Raw genomic sequence first — 14,220 nt, 5'->3', positions numbered from 1 at the left:
GTCGCGCAAGGCCGCTACGCGGGCAATGTATGCCCGCGTGCTTTCTCACGGCCTGGACGCGCGCTTTGTGGCCCCCTCCCTCGCCAAGCCCGCCGATGCGCGCCGCCCACCGCCCTGGGGCCCGGCGTACCCTGGTTGGGGTGAACCCCGATGCGCGCAGCCGTGAATATAGTATACAAAGTACGTTATCAAACCTTTTCCCGGAGCACGCTTTGGACGCAGCCATCAATCCTGCCTCGAATTGGCTGCGTTACTGGACCTTATCGCGAAGCCTGCAAGCCTTGAGGGAGGGCGAAATCAGCGCCGAATCGCTCGTGGAAGCCTGCGCGCAAGCATTTGCCAACAGCCATGGGCAGATCAACGCGCTGGCGCTCCATGACTACGGGGCCGCGCAAGCCCAGGCGCGTCGCGCCGATGCCGCGCGCCAGCGCGGCGAGCCGCTGGGCGCCCTGCACGGTATTCCCTTTTCCATCAAGGAAAGCTTCGACGTCGCCGGCTGGCCCACGACCTGCGGCGACCCCGCGCATGCCAGCCAGTTGGCGCCGCGCGATGCCGATGTGGTGCGGCGCCTGCGGGCGGCCGGCGCGATCCTGGTGGGCAAATCCAATGTTCCGCTCCATTTGCGTGACTGGCAAAGCTACAACGCCCTTTATGGCACCACACGCAACCCGCGCGACCCGTCCCGTACGCCGGGGGGCTCCTCGGGCGGCAGCGCCGCGGCGGTCTGCGCGGGCATGAGCGTGTTCGACGTGGGATCCGATATCGGATCTTCCTTGCGCAACCCCGCCCACTATTGCGGGGTTTTTTCGCACAAAAGCAGCCACGGCCTGGTATCGCTGCGCGGCCACGGCATACGCAATACGGATCCCGCCCCCGACATCAACGTCGCCGGCCCTGTCGCACGGTCCGCGGTGGATCTGGAAATCGTGCTGAGGGTACTGTCCGGGGACGCCGGACAGGCGGGCCAGCCGAGTACGTTGGCGGCAGCGCCGGACCGTGCGCCGAGCGAGTTTCGCGTGGCGGTATTGCCCACCCATTCCTTCGCGCCCGTCGATGCGGAGGTTTCCCGCGTCATCGAAGACCTGGGCCGGCAACTGCAAGGCCAGGGCATGCGGGTCTCCTGGAATGCCAGGCCCGCGATCGACGCCGAAACGCTTTGGCGGACCTATATCCTGATGCTGCGCGCGGCGACGTCTGCCTACATGACCGACTCCGCCTACGAGGCGGCGCGCCAACGAACGGGTCGCGCGGATCCCGCCGACCTGTCCTACCCGACACTGCAGTACGTAGGGGCCACGATGGATCACCGGACCTGGCTCAGGCTGGCCGATATCCGGCGCGGTATCGAGCAGGCATGGGTTGATTTTTTCGCCGATCACGATGTCTTGCTATGCCCTGCCGCCGCCACGGCGGCCTTCGAGCTGAATGAGCACGGAGAGCCCTGGCAGCGCAGCCTGAACGTCAACGGGGAACCTCAGCCCATGACGACCCAACTGTTCTGGGCGGGGCATTCGGGGCTATGCGGCCTGCCGTCGACCGTCGCCCCCGCCGGACTCACGCCTACCGGCTTGCCGGTAGGCGTGCAAATCGTCGCGGCACGCTCGCACGACCTCACTTCGCTGCATTTCGCGCAATGGCTGGAGCGGCATGGCCATGCTTTCCAGCCGCCCGCGATAACGCGCGCCGCCTGACCCTGCCGCCGCCGCATACCCATACCGATCCACCCACAATACGAAGGGGAAAGCTTATGTTCACCTGGTTCACCGAGTTGACACGCATGGAACGCAAGGGCTTCTATGGCGCCTTCCTGGGGCATGCGGTCGATGTCTTCGACTTCATGATCTACTCATTCCTGATCTCGACCCTGCTTTCGCAATGGAACATGAGCAAGGCCGAGGCCGGCGCCATCGTCACCTATACCCTGGTATCGTCGCTGGTCGGCGCGATATTGGCGGGGGTGCTTGCCGATCGTTATGGACGCGTGCGCGTGCTGCGCTGGACCATCGTGGTCTTCGCCTTCGCGTGCTTTCTGTGCGGACTATCGCAGAGCCCGCAGCAACTGATGATTTTCCGCATCATCCAGGGGCTGGGCTTCGGCGGCGAATCGTCGCTATGCATGGTGCTGGTGACGGAGATGATCCGCAACCCGGCACACCGCGGCAAATACTCCGGCTTCACCGCCAGCAGCTATTCATTCGGCTGGGGCGCCGCCGCCTTGGCCTATGCCGCCATGTACGCCTTGATGCCGCCCGAGTATGCATGGCGCGCCTGTTTTTTCCTGGGTATCCTGCCGGCCCTGGTCGTCATCTATCTGCGACGTAATCTGGTTGAACCGGAAATCTACCTCGCGGCGCGGTCCGCCTCCGGAAAACACCTGCACAAGCCGGACCCTTTGCGGGTGGTGAAGGCTCCGCTGCTGATCAAGACCGTGCTCTGCAGCCTGCTGTCCGGTGGCATGCTGGGCGGCTACTACGCGATCGCGACATGGCTGCCCACGTACCTGAAGATGGAGCGCGGGCTGTCGGTGTTCGGCACCAGTTCCTATCTGGTGGTCATGATTCTCGGCTCTTTCCTGGGCTACGTGGCGGGCGCCTATGCCACGGACCGCTTCGGGCGCCGCGCCACCTACATCCTGTTCGCGGTCGGCGCCATGGCCATGGCGCTGATCTACATGCTGATTCCGATTTCGAACACCTCCATGCTGTTCCTGGGATTTCCCATGGGCATCCTCATGCAGGGCATGTTTTCCGGAATCGGTGCCACCCTGTCCGAATCCTATCCCAGCAGCGTACGCGCGACCGGCTATGGCGTTTCGTATAACGCGGGACGCGTCATCGGATCGCTGTTTCCGCTCAGCGTCGGCTGGCTGAGCGGCGGCACCCTGGCACTGGGCGCCTCCATCGCGGTGGTCGCGGGCATCGGCTATGCCCTGGTTATCGTATCCGCGCTGCTGCTGCCGGAGACCAATGGGCTGGACCTGTCCCGCATCGAAGAGGACGGCGCCGCGCCGTCCGATGGCTTGGACATCGTCCCGGGGGCCAGCGCCACGCGCGCCGGCTGAGTCCCTTGGGCCCGCGTGGAGGATCGCGCAAACGCGGTAAAATGCACGGTTTTCTACCTCCAGGCGACACAAGGCGATAACGTCATGGCAACCATCCTTCAGCACATCCCCGCCGGCCAAAAAGTCGGCATTGCGTTTTCAGGCGGTCTGGACACGAGCGCCGCGCTGCATTGGATGCGCGAAAAGGGCGCCGTGCCCTATGCGTATACCGCCAACCTGGGCCAGCCCGACGAGCCCGACTACGACGAAATCCCCCGTCGCGCCATGCAATACGGCGCGGAAAAGGCGCGCCTGGTGGATTGCCGCAGCCAGCTCGTGGCCGAAGGCATTGCGGCCCTGCAAAGCGGCGCGTTCCATATTTCCACCGCGGGTATCACCTACTTCAATACGACGCCGATCGGACGCGCCGTGACCGGCACCATGCTGGTCGCCGCGATGAAGGAGGACGACGTCAATATCTGGGGCGATGGCAGTACCTTCAAGGGCAACGATATCGAGCGCTTCTACCGCTACGGCCTGTTGACCAATCCGGAACTCAAGATCTACAAGCCGTGGCTGGACCAGGCCTTTATCGACGAACTCGGCGGCCGCGCCGAGATGTCGGAATACATGCGGCAATCGGGTTTCGAATATCGCATGTCGGCGGAAAAGGCATATTCGACCGACTCGAATATGCTGGGCGCCACCCACGAGGCAAAAGACCTGGAACACCTGAATTCCGGCATTCGCATCGTGCAACCCATCATGGGCGTGGCCTTCTGGCGCGACGACGTCGACGTCAAGCGCGAGGAAGTCAGCGTGCGCTTCGTCGAAGGTCAGCCCGTGGCGCTGAACGGCGTGGAATATAGCGACCCGGTGGCGCTGATGCTGGAGGCGAACCGCATCGGCGGACGCCATGGCCTGGGCATGAGCGATCAGATCGAGAACCGCATCATCGAAGCCAAGAGCCGTGGTATCTACGAAGCGCCGGGCATGGCGCTGCTGTTCATTGCCTACGAACGCCTGGTCACCGGCATTCACAACGAAGACACCATCGAGCAGTATCGCGAAAACGGCCGCAAGCTGGGCCGCCTGTTGTACCAGGGCCGGTGGTTCGATCCCCAGGCCATCATGCTGCGCGAAACCGCGCAGCGCTGGGTGGCGCGTGCCGTGACTGGTGAAGTCACCATCGAACTGCGCCGCGGCAACGATTATTCCATTGTCAATACCGAGTCGCCCAATCTCACCTACAAGCCGGAACGCCTGACGATGGAAAAGGGAGAATCGGTATTCTCGCCGCAAGACCGGATCGGTCAGCTCACCATGCGCAACCTGGACATTGTCGACACCCGCGAAAAGCTGTTCACCTATGTCAAGGCCGGCCTGCTGGCCCCCGCCGCCGGCGCCGCCCTTCCGCAGCTGAAGGACGAAAAGAAATAAACCCTTCGCGCGGGCGCGACACGCGCCGCGCAAAGCAAAACGCCGCGTGCTCCTGCACGCGGCGTTTTTTTCGTCTGGCCACAGCTTGGCGCGGCTACAGCTCTACCTGCATGCCCATTTCGACCACGCGGTTGGGCGGAATCTTGAAGAACTTCGTGCTGCGCGTGGAATTCCGGGCCATGAAGGCGAACACGGCGCGGCGCCAACCCCGCATGGCCGGCCTCTTGGCCGCCACGACCGTCTGGCGCGACAGATAGTACGACGTGCGCATGGGCTCCAGATCCACCTCGGGATAGGCTTCGGCGACTTCGCGCAAGGCCTCCGGCACATCGGGTTCTTCCTTGAAGCCGTAAGTCAACACGGCCTGCCAGCTGGATGCACTGAGCTTGGTCAAGGAAAAGCGTTCGTCCGGGGACACATAAGGCACGTCGGCACTACGTATCGTCAGGAACAGCACGTGATCATGCAGCACCTTGTTGTGCTTCAGGTTGTGCAGCAGCGCCGGCGGCACGTTGCCGGGGTTCATCGTCATGAAGATCGCGGTGCCATGCACGCGCGCCGGCGGGAACTGTTCCAGCTGTTCCATGAATTCGCCCAGGGGCTGGCGGTCCCGCTGCTGCTGTTGGCTGAGCAGATGGCGGCCCCGGCGCCACGTCAGCATCAGGGTGAAGACCACGATCCCCACCGACAGCGGCAACCAGCCGCCCTCTTCTACCTTGAGCGCATTCGCGGAAAACAGCAACAGGTCGAACACCAGGAGAAAGCCCAATATGGCCCACCACATGGCGCGCTGCGGCCCGCTGACTGCCGCGCGCGACATCAGGGATAGCAGCAATACCGAGGTTGTCAGCATGGTGCCAGTGACCGCGAATCCATATGCGGCGGCCAGGTTATCGGAGCTGCGGAACACCACTACCAGGACGAGCACCGCGACCAGCAGCAGCGCATTGACCTGCGGCAGGTATATCTGGCCCTTCTCCACCGCGGAGGTGTGCAGAATCTCCATCCGCGGCCAATATCCCAATTGCACCGCCTGGCGGGTCATCGAATACGCGCCGGATATAACGGCCTGCGAGGCGATGATGGTGGCAACCGTCGCCAGGCACACCAGCGGTACCAGCCCCCATTCCGGCGACATCAGGAAGAAGGGATTGGCGATGGCCTGGGGATCGCGCAGCAGCAACGCACCCTGGCCGAAGTAGCAGAGCGTCAGCGCCGGCGCCACCATCCAGAACCACGCGCGGCGTATGGCACCTCGGCCGAAATGGCCCATATCGGCGTAGAGGGCTTCCGCACCGGTCAAGGCCAGCACCACCGAGCCCAGCAACACGAAGCTGGCACGCGGCGATTCGATCACGAAGTGTACGCCCCAAATCGGATTGAGCGCCTGCAGGATCGCCGGCGCCTGGACGATCTGCCAGACGCCCAGCACGGCAAGCGTGGCGAACCAAAGCCCCATGATGGGACCGAAAAGCTTCCCCATCACCCCGGTGCCATGCGACTGGATCATGAACAGCGTGACCAGCACGATAATGGACAGCGGCACCACCCAATGCTCGAAGCGGTGCGATATGACGCTGATACCTTCCAGCGCCGACAGTACCGAGATGGCCGGTGTAATCATGCTGTCGCCATAGAACAGCGCCGCCCCGAAAATCGCCAGCGCGATCAGCAGCATGCGGACGCGGCCCTGGCGCCCCCGAATGGCGAGCTCCAATAGCGCGAGCGTGCCGCCCTCGCCCCGGTTGTCCGCGCGCAGCACCAGCATGATGTACTTGAAAGACACCACCAGCATCAGCATCCAGAACAGGATGGACAGCACGCCCAGCACGTGTTCCGGCCGCAGATCCCCATAACCGACCAGGCATTGGCGCAGCGTGTAAAGAGGGCTGGTACCGATGTCGCCGTAGACGACGCCGAGCGCGCCGATGATCAGGGCGGCCCGGGAAGAAGGAGCATGATGCGTCGCTGCCACTGAGGACGGTCTTGTCGCGGTTCCGGTCGTCATACCTGTATATCGTGTCGGGTCAATTGAGTGCCTTTGCGCGGGCCGGGGAATACCACGGTCAGGCGCGTGCCCGGGAATTCGGGTCGGCTGGAGAGCTTCCACCACGCGCCATGCGCATGCGCGATTTCACGCACGATGGCCAGGCCCAGGCCGGAGCCGCCGGCCGTCGCCGCGGGGGATCGATAAAAGGCCTCGAATACCCTGTCCTGGTCTTCCGTCGGGATGCCGGGCCCATCGTCCATGACGGTCAGGCTGGGCGGATTGCTGCCCACGGTCAGGGTGATCCGGCCGCCCGACGCGCCGTAACGCAGGGCATTGTCCAGCAGGTTTCCGAGCAGTTCGTCCAGCAGCAGCGGATCGGCGTCGACCCAAACAGGAGTGTCCGGCGCGATGAGGTCCAGCTCGAATTGCGCGGTCCGCACGCGCGGGATCCATTCCGCGCCGCTGGCACGCACCCACTCGCACAGATCGATCCGCACGAAGCTGTCCTGCGGGCGCGCGTTGGGATCGGCCCGGGCGAGCACCAGCAACTGCTGTCCCAGGCGGATCATGCGGTCGCTGACCGCCTTGATGCGTTCGGCGCGCGCGCGCACATCGTCGGGAAGCGGACGGGCCAGCATCAACTCGGATTCCAGCCGCAAGCCGCTCAATGGGGTGCGCAATTGGTGCGCCGCATGGCCGATAAAGCGGCGCTGGGCGGCCAGCGACGCGTCCAGCCGGGCGAGCAAATCGTTGGTATGCAAAACCAGGGGTTCCATTTCGGCGGGCACGCCCGCGACTTCCAGCGGCTGCATGTCGTCGATGGAGCGTTGCCGGATTTCCTCAGACAGCAGGTTGACCGAGCGCAGTCCGGAACGCACGCCATGGACGACGACCCAGGCGAACAGCGACATCAGGATGATCTGGCCGACCACCATGAGCAGGAAAAAATCTTCCAGCTCCCAGAGCGTCATGTCGATCTTGTGGGTCATAACCCACGTCGCTGCCAGGTCCAGCAGGACCAGCAGAAGGATGGCGGGCAGCAGTCGCACGACCAGGTAGCGGGCCAGCGACCCTCTGGGCAGAAGCAGACCGGACCGGGGAGTGCGCGGGCTTTGCTGGTTGCTACGGATACGGTCGGACGGAATATCCACGGTCATGTTCGTAGGCCAACCCGGCCGGACAGTCGGAGTGCGGGTATTGGGTCACCCGCGCGCAAGCGAGCTTTCAGGCTGCTTCCACATCCAGCAGGTAGCCGAAGCCACGCACCGTCTGGATACTGGCGCCCGTGCCTTCCAGGCGCTTGCGCAGGCGGTATACGTAGACTTCAACCGCGTTTTCGCTGAAATCGGCGTCCCAGGCAGACAGGGAATTGACGATCTGGCGCTTGGTCACCACGCGACCGACACGCGCCATCAGCATTTCCAGAACGGATAGTTCGCGCACCGACAGCGACAGTCGTTCGCCGTGGACACGGACTTCGCGGCCGACCGTGTCGAAGACGAGAGGCCCGACTTCGATCAGGGGCTGCGCTTGTCCGCTGCGGCGGCGGAAGAAGGCCCGCACGCGTGCCGCGAGCTCGGGCAATTCGAACGGCTTGGTGACATAGTCATCCGCGCCCGCGTCCAGCCCCGCCACCCGGTCTTCAAGACCGTCACGGGCCGTCAGTATGAGCACGGGCACCTGATTGCCGTCCGCGCGCAATTGACGCAGAACGTCGAGCCCGCTCATGCCGGGAAGGTTGAGATCGAGCAGAAGCAGATCGTATGGTTGGCCCGCCAAGGCGCCCAGCACCTTGTCGCCCTCGGTGAGCCAATCGACCGCATACCCCTGGTCGGCCAGAAACTCCTGCAGCGCGTGGCCCAGGGTTGTGTCGTCTTCGATTACCAGTACTCGCATGGCGCGATTCTAGCGCGATCCGGACGGCAGCGCGCTACGCCACGTGGACCTGTGGCGAAATATTTCGTGGCCTATTTGGCCGGCGCCTCCACGCCCCCCGCGCCGCCGCCCGGCGTACCGGGGACGGACGGGGCCGGGGTGGTGACAAAGCCGATACGCCCCAGGCCGGAATGGCGGGCGGCCGCCATCACCTTGGCCAAGGTTTCGTAACGGGTATCCAGATCGGCCCGGATGCGCAGTTCGGGCTGCGGCTGGCTCCCGGCAGCCGCGGCAAAGCGGTCCGGCAGTTCGGCTTCCAGCACCGGCTTGTCATCCCAGAACAGCTGGCCGTGGGCGTCGATCGCCAGGTCGATGGTCTTGGGCTCTTCCTTGACCGGCTCGGCGCTGACCTGCGGCATATTGATCCGGATCGAATGAGCCATCAGGGGCGCGGTGATGATGAAAATGACCAGGAGCACCAACATGACATCGATCAGAGGCACCATGTTGATTTCCGACATCGCGTGGCCGCCGGAACCTTTGTTGTCGAAGCCGCCGAAAGCCATTTATTCGCCCCCGCGCGTCGCCTGCGCACCGCCGGTGCGCCGCATGGCGCGCACTTTGCTGTCGGACATCGCCACCTGCTGGCCGGTGGTCAGGAACGCGAAGAGGTCATGCGCGAAGGCATCCAACCGCGAAAGGAAGACACGATTCTTGCGTACGAAGGTGTTGTAGGCTAGCACCGCGGGGATTGCCACGGCCAGTCCAAGCCCTGTCATGATCAGCGCCTCGCCCACCGGGCCGGCGATACGGTTGATGGTAACGCCGTCCGCCAGGCCGATGCCGACCAGGGCGTGATACACGCCCCACACCGTACCGAACAACCCCACGAAAGGCGCGGTGGACCCTACCGACGCCAGTACGGTCAGGCCGTTTTCCAGCTTGGCGGTCTCCTCATCGATAACCTTGCGCATCGTCCGCGTCACGAATTCGCTGTTGGATCCGGCCTCGGACAGCGTCGTCGCGCCGTATTTGGCATGGTGAGCCTGCGCATACATGGCATGCGATGCAAGATGGGAAAACGGATCGCGCGCACCATGCGTGGCGATTTCGTGCTCGACCTGCTCCAGCGAGCTCGCATTCCAGAACTTATTGAGGAAATCACGCGAGCGCTTGCGGACCACGGCGCTATTGACGGCCTTGACGACGATCAGGTACCAGGTCACCAGGGACATCAGGATCAGGATGACGAACAGCGTCTTGCCGACAACGTCGCTTTGCGAGACAAAATGCATGACGCCCATATCTGGCACCGGCAACGGCGCCGGCGCCGCGGGCAGGGCCGCCGGGGCCTGGAGGGCATCCCCGGCAGCCGCTCCGGCGGCGGGATCGGCCGTCGCGGCGGGCGCTACCTGCGCCAGCACCATGGCGATATGGTGTGCGATGGACATGTCAGTTCCTTATATTGAAATCGAACGGGATTCTTGCCTGGACCGTGTACGCGACGCCATTGCGCGTATAGGGCTTGAAACGCACCCGGCGCACGGCATCCAGCGCCGCTTCATCCAAACGCGGGAAGCCGGACGAAGCCACGACCGTCGCTTTTTCGATGCCCCCCTGGGTATTGACCACCACCAGCACGGTGACACGTCCCTCTTCCCGGCGCCGCTTGGACGCCAGGGGATACACCACCGACGGCCCTGCCCCCAGATATTCGATATTGGACACCGTCTCGGGCTGGTCCCGCGGCGGGCCCTGGCGCGGTGCCTGGGTCGCAGTGGCGCCGTCCGGTGCGCCCGTCGGCGGCGACGGAGGCGCGGGCGGCTGCTCGACCGCTTTGGGCGGCGGCGTTTCCTTGACGGGCTGGGGCTTCGGCTTGGTTTGAGGCTTGGGTTTGGGCTTGGGCTTGGGTTTGGGCGCCGGAACGACGGGCTTTTCGATGACCGGTTCGGGCTCGGGTTCGGGCTCCGCCTTCTCGGTGGGCTGCGGCTCCGGCTCTGGCGTCACCTGCGGTTGTGGCGGCGACGGAGGCTGCACCTCCGGCTTGGGCGGCTCCGGCGTTTCATCGGCCTTGGCCACCTGCGGAACGGGCGCTTCGACCACGCTCACCATGATGGGTTGGCTTTCCGGCGGCAGCGGCACGACTTCCCGGCTGGACAGGATGGCTCCCGCCACGACGGCATGCACGGCGACGACGACGATTCCCGCGACGAGCCTGACGCCCAGGGAAGCATTCGATGACGTGGACCAATTACGCTTTTTGTTGCTAGGCATGAACCAGCCCAATGCCCTGACTTGAGTTGGACTGCGACGCGGACGGAGTGCGGCGACGCGGAATAAGTCCGATATGCTATCTCAAATAGGAATTATTCGCAAAAGCATTTGGGTCCTGCCCCGCTGCGGTGGCGGGCCGGCGGAATTCGGCGGGACCATGCCCATCCATACAGCGGAAACCCGTGCGACGCGCGACATGGGGAAACGGATGCCGGGGACCGGCACCTCGCGGCCGGATAGCCGTGGTCGCACCATCGCAACGACGTAACGACGTCCCTCGGCTTTGACGAGCCCGCTGATCTCCATCCGTGAAAACTGTCCCGGCGTAAGACGGGAAATGCGATCCCCGGCGAAGGCCACGAGGCACACCGTTTGCGTACGTATCTAACGCTATTTAAGGAGACCAGCATGAGCGACAATCTGCAAGATCGCGGGCCCGCCGACCGCTCCCGCATCAATCTGAACGAGCGCTGGGAAGTCGATTACTGGAGCAAGACCCTGGGATGCACGCACGATCAACTGCGTGAGGCCGTCGCAAAGGCGGGTAGCAGCATAGACAGGGTGCGCGAGCAGCTCGGAAAAGGACGCCAGGCCATATGATACCGCGCACGGAGGGGCCGGGCTGATGCCACCGCAGCTGAGGAGCTTGCCGAGATGTTTGCCGAATTGGCGCGCCTGCGGGACAACCGCAAAAGTCCGTTGCCCCTATCATCCGAACCGCATGGGACCGAATCCGCCGACGAAACCGGAGAGGTTTCCAGGCGCTTGCCCTGAAATGGGACAGGCGTTCCGGCCGCTTGATGAGTTGAAACGGGAATGGAGTGGTGGGTGCTGAGGGGTTCGAACCCCCGACCTACGCCTTGTAAGGGCGCCGCTCTACCAGCTGAGCTAAGCACCCCAATAGAGTGGGGCCACTCTTCATGCAAACTGCGAGTGCGGATTATAGCGACCGCCCGGGGAAGCCGCAAACGAGGGGTACAGGGACTGCGCATGGAAGCGGCGCGATGCGACGCGCTCGTCGTCCCCCGTTCCGTCGGGCGATCGCGATCGAATGATCGATCAGTTGACTGCGTCCTTCAGGGCCTTGCCGGCGCGGAACTTCGGCACCTTGGCCTTTTTGATTTTGATGCTTTCACCGGTGCGCGGATTGCGACCGGTACGTGCTGCGCGGGAAGATACAGCGAACGTGCCGAAACCGACCAGGGTGACGGTCCCGCCTTTCTTCAGCGTCGACTTCACGGCGCCGATCAATGCGTCGAGGGACCGGCCGGCAGCCGCCTTCGAGATATCCGCTTTGCTGGCGATGTGGTCGATAAGTTCAGTTTTGTTCATGCAGAATTACCCCTCACAGGTATGGTGCCCAGGCGGCCTGCCTGGCCGGCAGGGCTATCGAACGACTTCTTCTTGAACGGTTTGCATGACAAACCGCGACGCTTAAATTGCTACGCCGCCCATGATTTCGCCTGCGTTGAGGCAGGCAAACCAGGAGCGACGTAGTGGCGTATTAGGCACTGACGGCAGAAGGCTGTCAAGAAAAAAACCGGCGAAACCCGCGCCGTTACTGGCTTTCCGGCGCGAAAGCGACAGCGAGCGCCACGACGCGCAGGCCTGCGGCGGCGCTGCTGCGCCGAGGCGCTACACGTCGACCCAGCGGCGCAGCAGGTTGTGATAAACGCCGGTCAGTTGCACCAGCGAAGGGTGCTCTTTGACGTCCTGCGTCAATCTTTGAATAGCGACGTCCAATTCCAGCAGCAAGGTGCGCTGTGCATCTTCGCGCACCAGGCTTTGCATCCAGAAGAACGAACTGATGCGGGCGCCGCGCGTTACCGCGTTGACACGATGCAGGCTGGTTCCAGGATAGAGCACCATATGTCCTGCGGGCAATTTGATGCTGCGCGGACCATACAGGTCATCCACCACGAGTTCGCCGCCGTCATAGCTATCCGGTTCCGAAAGGAACAGCGTCGCGGACATATCCGTGCGCACGCGATCCGCTGTGCCGGTGACGGGCCGGACGGCATTATCGACGTGATAGCCGAAGTTTTCACCGCCTTCATAGCGATTGAACAAAGGAGGAATGATCTTGCGGGGCAGCGCGGCAGCCATGAACAGCGGGTTGCGGGCCAATCGCTGAAGGATCGCGTTGCCCAGCTCCTGCGCGAGCGGACTGCCCTCGGCCAGTTGGCGATTCTGCTTGACCCGGGCAGACTGGTGGCCCGCGGTTACCTTGCCGTCCACCCAATCGGCTGCTTCGAGCCGGCCGCGCATCTCGGCGGCTTCGGCAGGCGTAAAGACATCGGCAATCTGGATCAACATCGCGGGCACTCCGGCTTCAGGTGTTTAGACAGGCGCGCAGCGCCTGATCGAAATCACCCAGCAGGTCGCCTTCGTCCTCGATGCCGACGGACACGCGAATGAAGCTGTCGGCGATACCCATTTGCGCGCGGCGCTGTGCGCCCATTTCGTAGTAAATGGTGTGGGCGGCGGGCAGCGCCAGAGTGCGCGTGTCGCCAAGGTGCGTGGCCAGGATGACGACTTTCAAGCGGTTGAGAAAGTCGAAGCAATCGACGCCGTCGACCAATTCGATACCCAGCAGGGCACCGAAGCACCCGCCGAACAGCGAGGCCGCGCGTTCATGCTGGGGGTGCGCTGCCAGACCGGGGTAATACACTTTCGCAACACCGGGATGGGCGTCCAGCATGCGCGCCAACGCGTATGCGTTGTCGCAATGCTTGCGCATGCGCAACGCCAGCGTTTCCGAACCCACCGCAATGCGGTGGGCCGCATCCGCCGACAGGGTGCCGCCCATATCGCGGAGGCCTTTCTTCTTGATCTGCAATATCCCCCAGCCGGCCGGCGGACCTTTGCGGTAGGAGTCGAAAATATTCTTGTAGCCCGACCAGTCGAACAGGCCGGTATCCGTGATGGCCCCGCCCAGCGCATTGCCATGACCGCCGATGTACTTGGACAGGGAATTCATGACCAGCGATGCCTGCACATCGATGCCGCGCAACATCCACGGCGACGTCAGCGTATTGTCCAGCAGATAGACCAGGCCGCGTTCGCGGCACAGGGCACCGATCCCGGCCAGATCCGCCACCTGCGTACCGGGATTGGCGATGGTTTCGACGAATACCATGCGGGTGTTCGGCCGCAGCGCGGCCTTCACCTGCTCGGTGTCGGTAGCGTCGACAAAGGTAATTTCCACGCCCAGCTCGGCCAGCGTGGCAAACAGGCTATTGGTATTGCCGAAGATGAACTGGCTGGACACCAGGTGATCGCCGGCGCGCAACAGCGTGGTGAAAACCGCAGCGAGGGCCGCCATACCGGTCGCGAAGCTGACCGTGGAGACGCCGTTCTCCATCCGCGTGACGCGGGCTTCCAGGGCTGCCGTGGTGGGCGTGCCTTGGCGCGCATACGAATAGCCGGCCTTGCCCTGGAACACGGCGGCCAATTCGTGGGCGTCGGCGTAGCCGTATTCGGACGATACATGTATGGGCTTATGGACGGCGCCATGCTCGACCGCGTCGCGGCGATCCGAATGAAGAATGGTAGTGGTAAAGCCGAATTGATCCATGATCGCGCGCACCGGTGATACGGG

General features: G+C 63.7%; 13 protein-coding genes and 1 tRNA gene. 4 read left to right on the top strand and 10 right to left on the bottom strand.

Annotation, left to right across the window (positions count from 1 at the left end; genetic code table 11):
* Positions 1-212 precede the first annotated feature (212 nt).
* The 3 genes from ACO1P8_RS20175 to argG all read left to right on the top strand — a co-directional run bounded on the left by ACO1P8_RS20175 (position 213) and on the right by argG (position 4,480).
* Entirely contained in the window at positions 213-1,691 is a 1,479-nt protein-coding gene (locus ACO1P8_RS20175) for an amidase (protein ID WP_486297652.1), read from the top strand.
* Positions 1,692-1,747: 56 nt separating this feature from the next.
* Positions 1,748-3,061 carry an MFS transporter gene (locus ACO1P8_RS20170; protein ID WP_486297651.1) on the top strand — a complete coding sequence of 438 codons (1,314 nt, stop codon included), beginning with the start codon at positions 1,748-1,750 and terminating at the stop codon, positions 3,059-3,061.
* 84 nt (positions 3,062-3,145) lie between these two features.
* Positions 3,146-4,480: an argininosuccinate synthase gene (gene argG / locus ACO1P8_RS20165; protein ID WP_486297650.1), complete on the top strand. Its 1,335-nt coding sequence runs from the start codon at positions 3,146-3,148 to the stop codon at positions 4,478-4,480.
* 94 nt (positions 4,481-4,574) lie between these two features.
* Here argG and ACO1P8_RS20160 read toward each other — a convergent pair whose 3' ends face one another.
* From ACO1P8_RS20160 to ACO1P8_RS20135, 6 genes are all read right to left on the bottom strand, one after another.
* Positions 4,575-6,488: a potassium transporter Kup gene (locus tag ACO1P8_RS20160; protein ID WP_486297649.1), complete on the bottom strand. Its 1,914-nt coding sequence runs from the start codon at positions 6,486-6,488 to the stop codon at positions 4,575-4,577.
* Positions 6,485-7,510 carry a sensor histidine kinase gene (locus tag ACO1P8_RS20155; protein WP_486297656.1) on the bottom strand — a complete coding sequence of 342 codons (1,026 nt, stop codon included), beginning with the start codon at positions 7,508-7,510 and terminating at the stop codon, positions 6,485-6,487. The genes ACO1P8_RS20160 and ACO1P8_RS20155 overlap by 4 nt, the downstream gene beginning before the upstream one ends.
* Before the next feature lie 184 nt (positions 7,511-7,694).
* On the bottom strand, positions 7,695-8,366 hold the full coding sequence (locus ACO1P8_RS20150; RefSeq protein WP_094842705.1) for a response regulator transcription factor: 672 nt from the start codon (positions 8,364-8,366) through the stop codon (positions 7,695-7,697).
* A gap of 71 nt (positions 8,367-8,437) precedes the next feature.
* Positions 8,438-8,911, bottom strand: coding sequence for an ExbD/TolR family protein (locus tag ACO1P8_RS20145; protein WP_486297648.1), 474 nt, complete (start codon positions 8,909-8,911; stop codon positions 8,438-8,440).
* Entirely contained in the window at positions 8,912-9,772 is an 861-nt protein-coding gene (locus ACO1P8_RS20140; RefSeq protein ID WP_486297655.1) for a MotA/TolQ/ExbB proton channel family protein, read from the bottom strand.
* 25 nt (positions 9,773-9,797) lie between these two features.
* Positions 9,798-10,619, bottom strand: a complete 822-nt coding sequence (locus ACO1P8_RS20135) for an energy transducer TonB (protein WP_486297647.1) — start codon at positions 10,617-10,619, stop codon at positions 9,798-9,800.
* 408 nt (positions 10,620-11,027) lie between these two features.
* On the opposite strand from ACO1P8_RS20135, the gene ACO1P8_RS20130 reads away from it, so the two are divergent.
* Positions 11,028-11,219: a DUF3606 domain-containing protein gene (locus ACO1P8_RS20130; protein WP_486297646.1), complete on the top strand. Its 192-nt coding sequence runs from the start codon at positions 11,028-11,030 to the stop codon at positions 11,217-11,219.
* Between the two features lie 222 nt (positions 11,220-11,441).
* On the opposite strand, the gene ACO1P8_RS20125 is transcribed toward ACO1P8_RS20130, so the two are convergent.
* The 4 genes from ACO1P8_RS20125 to ACO1P8_RS20110 form a co-directional block, all read right to left on the bottom strand.
* A tRNA-Val gene (locus ACO1P8_RS20125) sits at positions 11,442-11,517 on the bottom strand.
* Positions 11,518-11,678: 161 nt separating this feature from the next.
* Entirely contained in the window at positions 11,679-11,951 is a 273-nt protein-coding gene (locus ACO1P8_RS20120) for an HU family DNA-binding protein (protein WP_066637942.1), read from the bottom strand.
* 303 nt (positions 11,952-12,254) lie between these two features.
* Complete coding sequence (locus tag ACO1P8_RS20115; RefSeq protein WP_486297645.1) at positions 12,255-12,935, bottom strand: Fe2+-dependent dioxygenase; 681 nt, start codon at positions 12,933-12,935, stop codon at positions 12,255-12,257.
* A 16-nt stretch (positions 12,936-12,951) separates the two neighbouring features.
* Positions 12,952-14,196, bottom strand: coding sequence for a cystathionine gamma-synthase family protein (locus ACO1P8_RS20110; RefSeq protein WP_486297644.1), 1,245 nt, complete (start codon positions 14,194-14,196; stop codon positions 12,952-12,954).
* Positions 14,197-14,220 lie beyond the last annotated feature (24 nt).

The sequence above is a fragment of the Bordetella sp. genome, from assembly GCF_057362025.1.
Note: the sequence above shows the minus strand (reverse complement) of the source record. Positions and strands in the feature narration are given on the sequence as shown.

Coding starts and splice junctions, on each gene's coding strand:
- ACO1P8_RS20170 (WP_486297651.1), top strand. CDS start 1,748: ATGTTCACCTGGTTCACCGAGTTGACACGCATGGAACGCAAGGGCTTC.
- argG (WP_486297650.1), top strand. CDS start 3,146: ATGGCAACCATCCTTCAGCACATCCCCGCCGGCCAAAAAGTCGGCATT.
- ACO1P8_RS20160 (WP_486297649.1), bottom strand. CDS start 6,488: ATGACGACCGGAACCGCGACAAGACCGTCCTCAGTGGCAGCGACGCAT.
- ACO1P8_RS20150 (WP_094842705.1), bottom strand. CDS start 8,366: ATGCGAGTACTGGTAATCGAAGACGACACAACCCTGGGCCACGCGCTG.
- ACO1P8_RS20145 (WP_486297648.1), bottom strand. CDS start 8,911: ATGGCTTTCGGCGGCTTCGACAACAAAGGTTCCGGCGGCCACGCGATG.
- ACO1P8_RS20140 (WP_486297655.1), bottom strand. CDS start 9,772: ATGGTGCTGGCGCAGGTAGCGCCCGCCGCGACGGCCGATCCCGCCGCC.
- ACO1P8_RS20135 (WP_486297647.1), bottom strand. CDS start 10,619: ATGCCTAGCAACAAAAAGCGTAATTGGTCCACGTCATCGAATGCTTCC.
- ACO1P8_RS20130 (WP_486297646.1), top strand. CDS start 11,028: ATGAGCGACAATCTGCAAGATCGCGGGCCCGCCGACCGCTCCCGCATC.
- ACO1P8_RS20120 (WP_066637942.1), bottom strand. CDS start 11,951: ATGAACAAAACTGAACTTATCGACCACATCGCCAGCAAAGCGGATATC.
- ACO1P8_RS20115 (WP_486297645.1), bottom strand. CDS start 12,935: ATGTTGATCCAGATTGCCGATGTCTTTACGCCTGCCGAAGCCGCCGAG.
- ACO1P8_RS20110 (WP_486297644.1), bottom strand. CDS start 14,196: ATGGATCAATTCGGCTTTACCACTACCATTCTTCATTCGGATCGCCGC.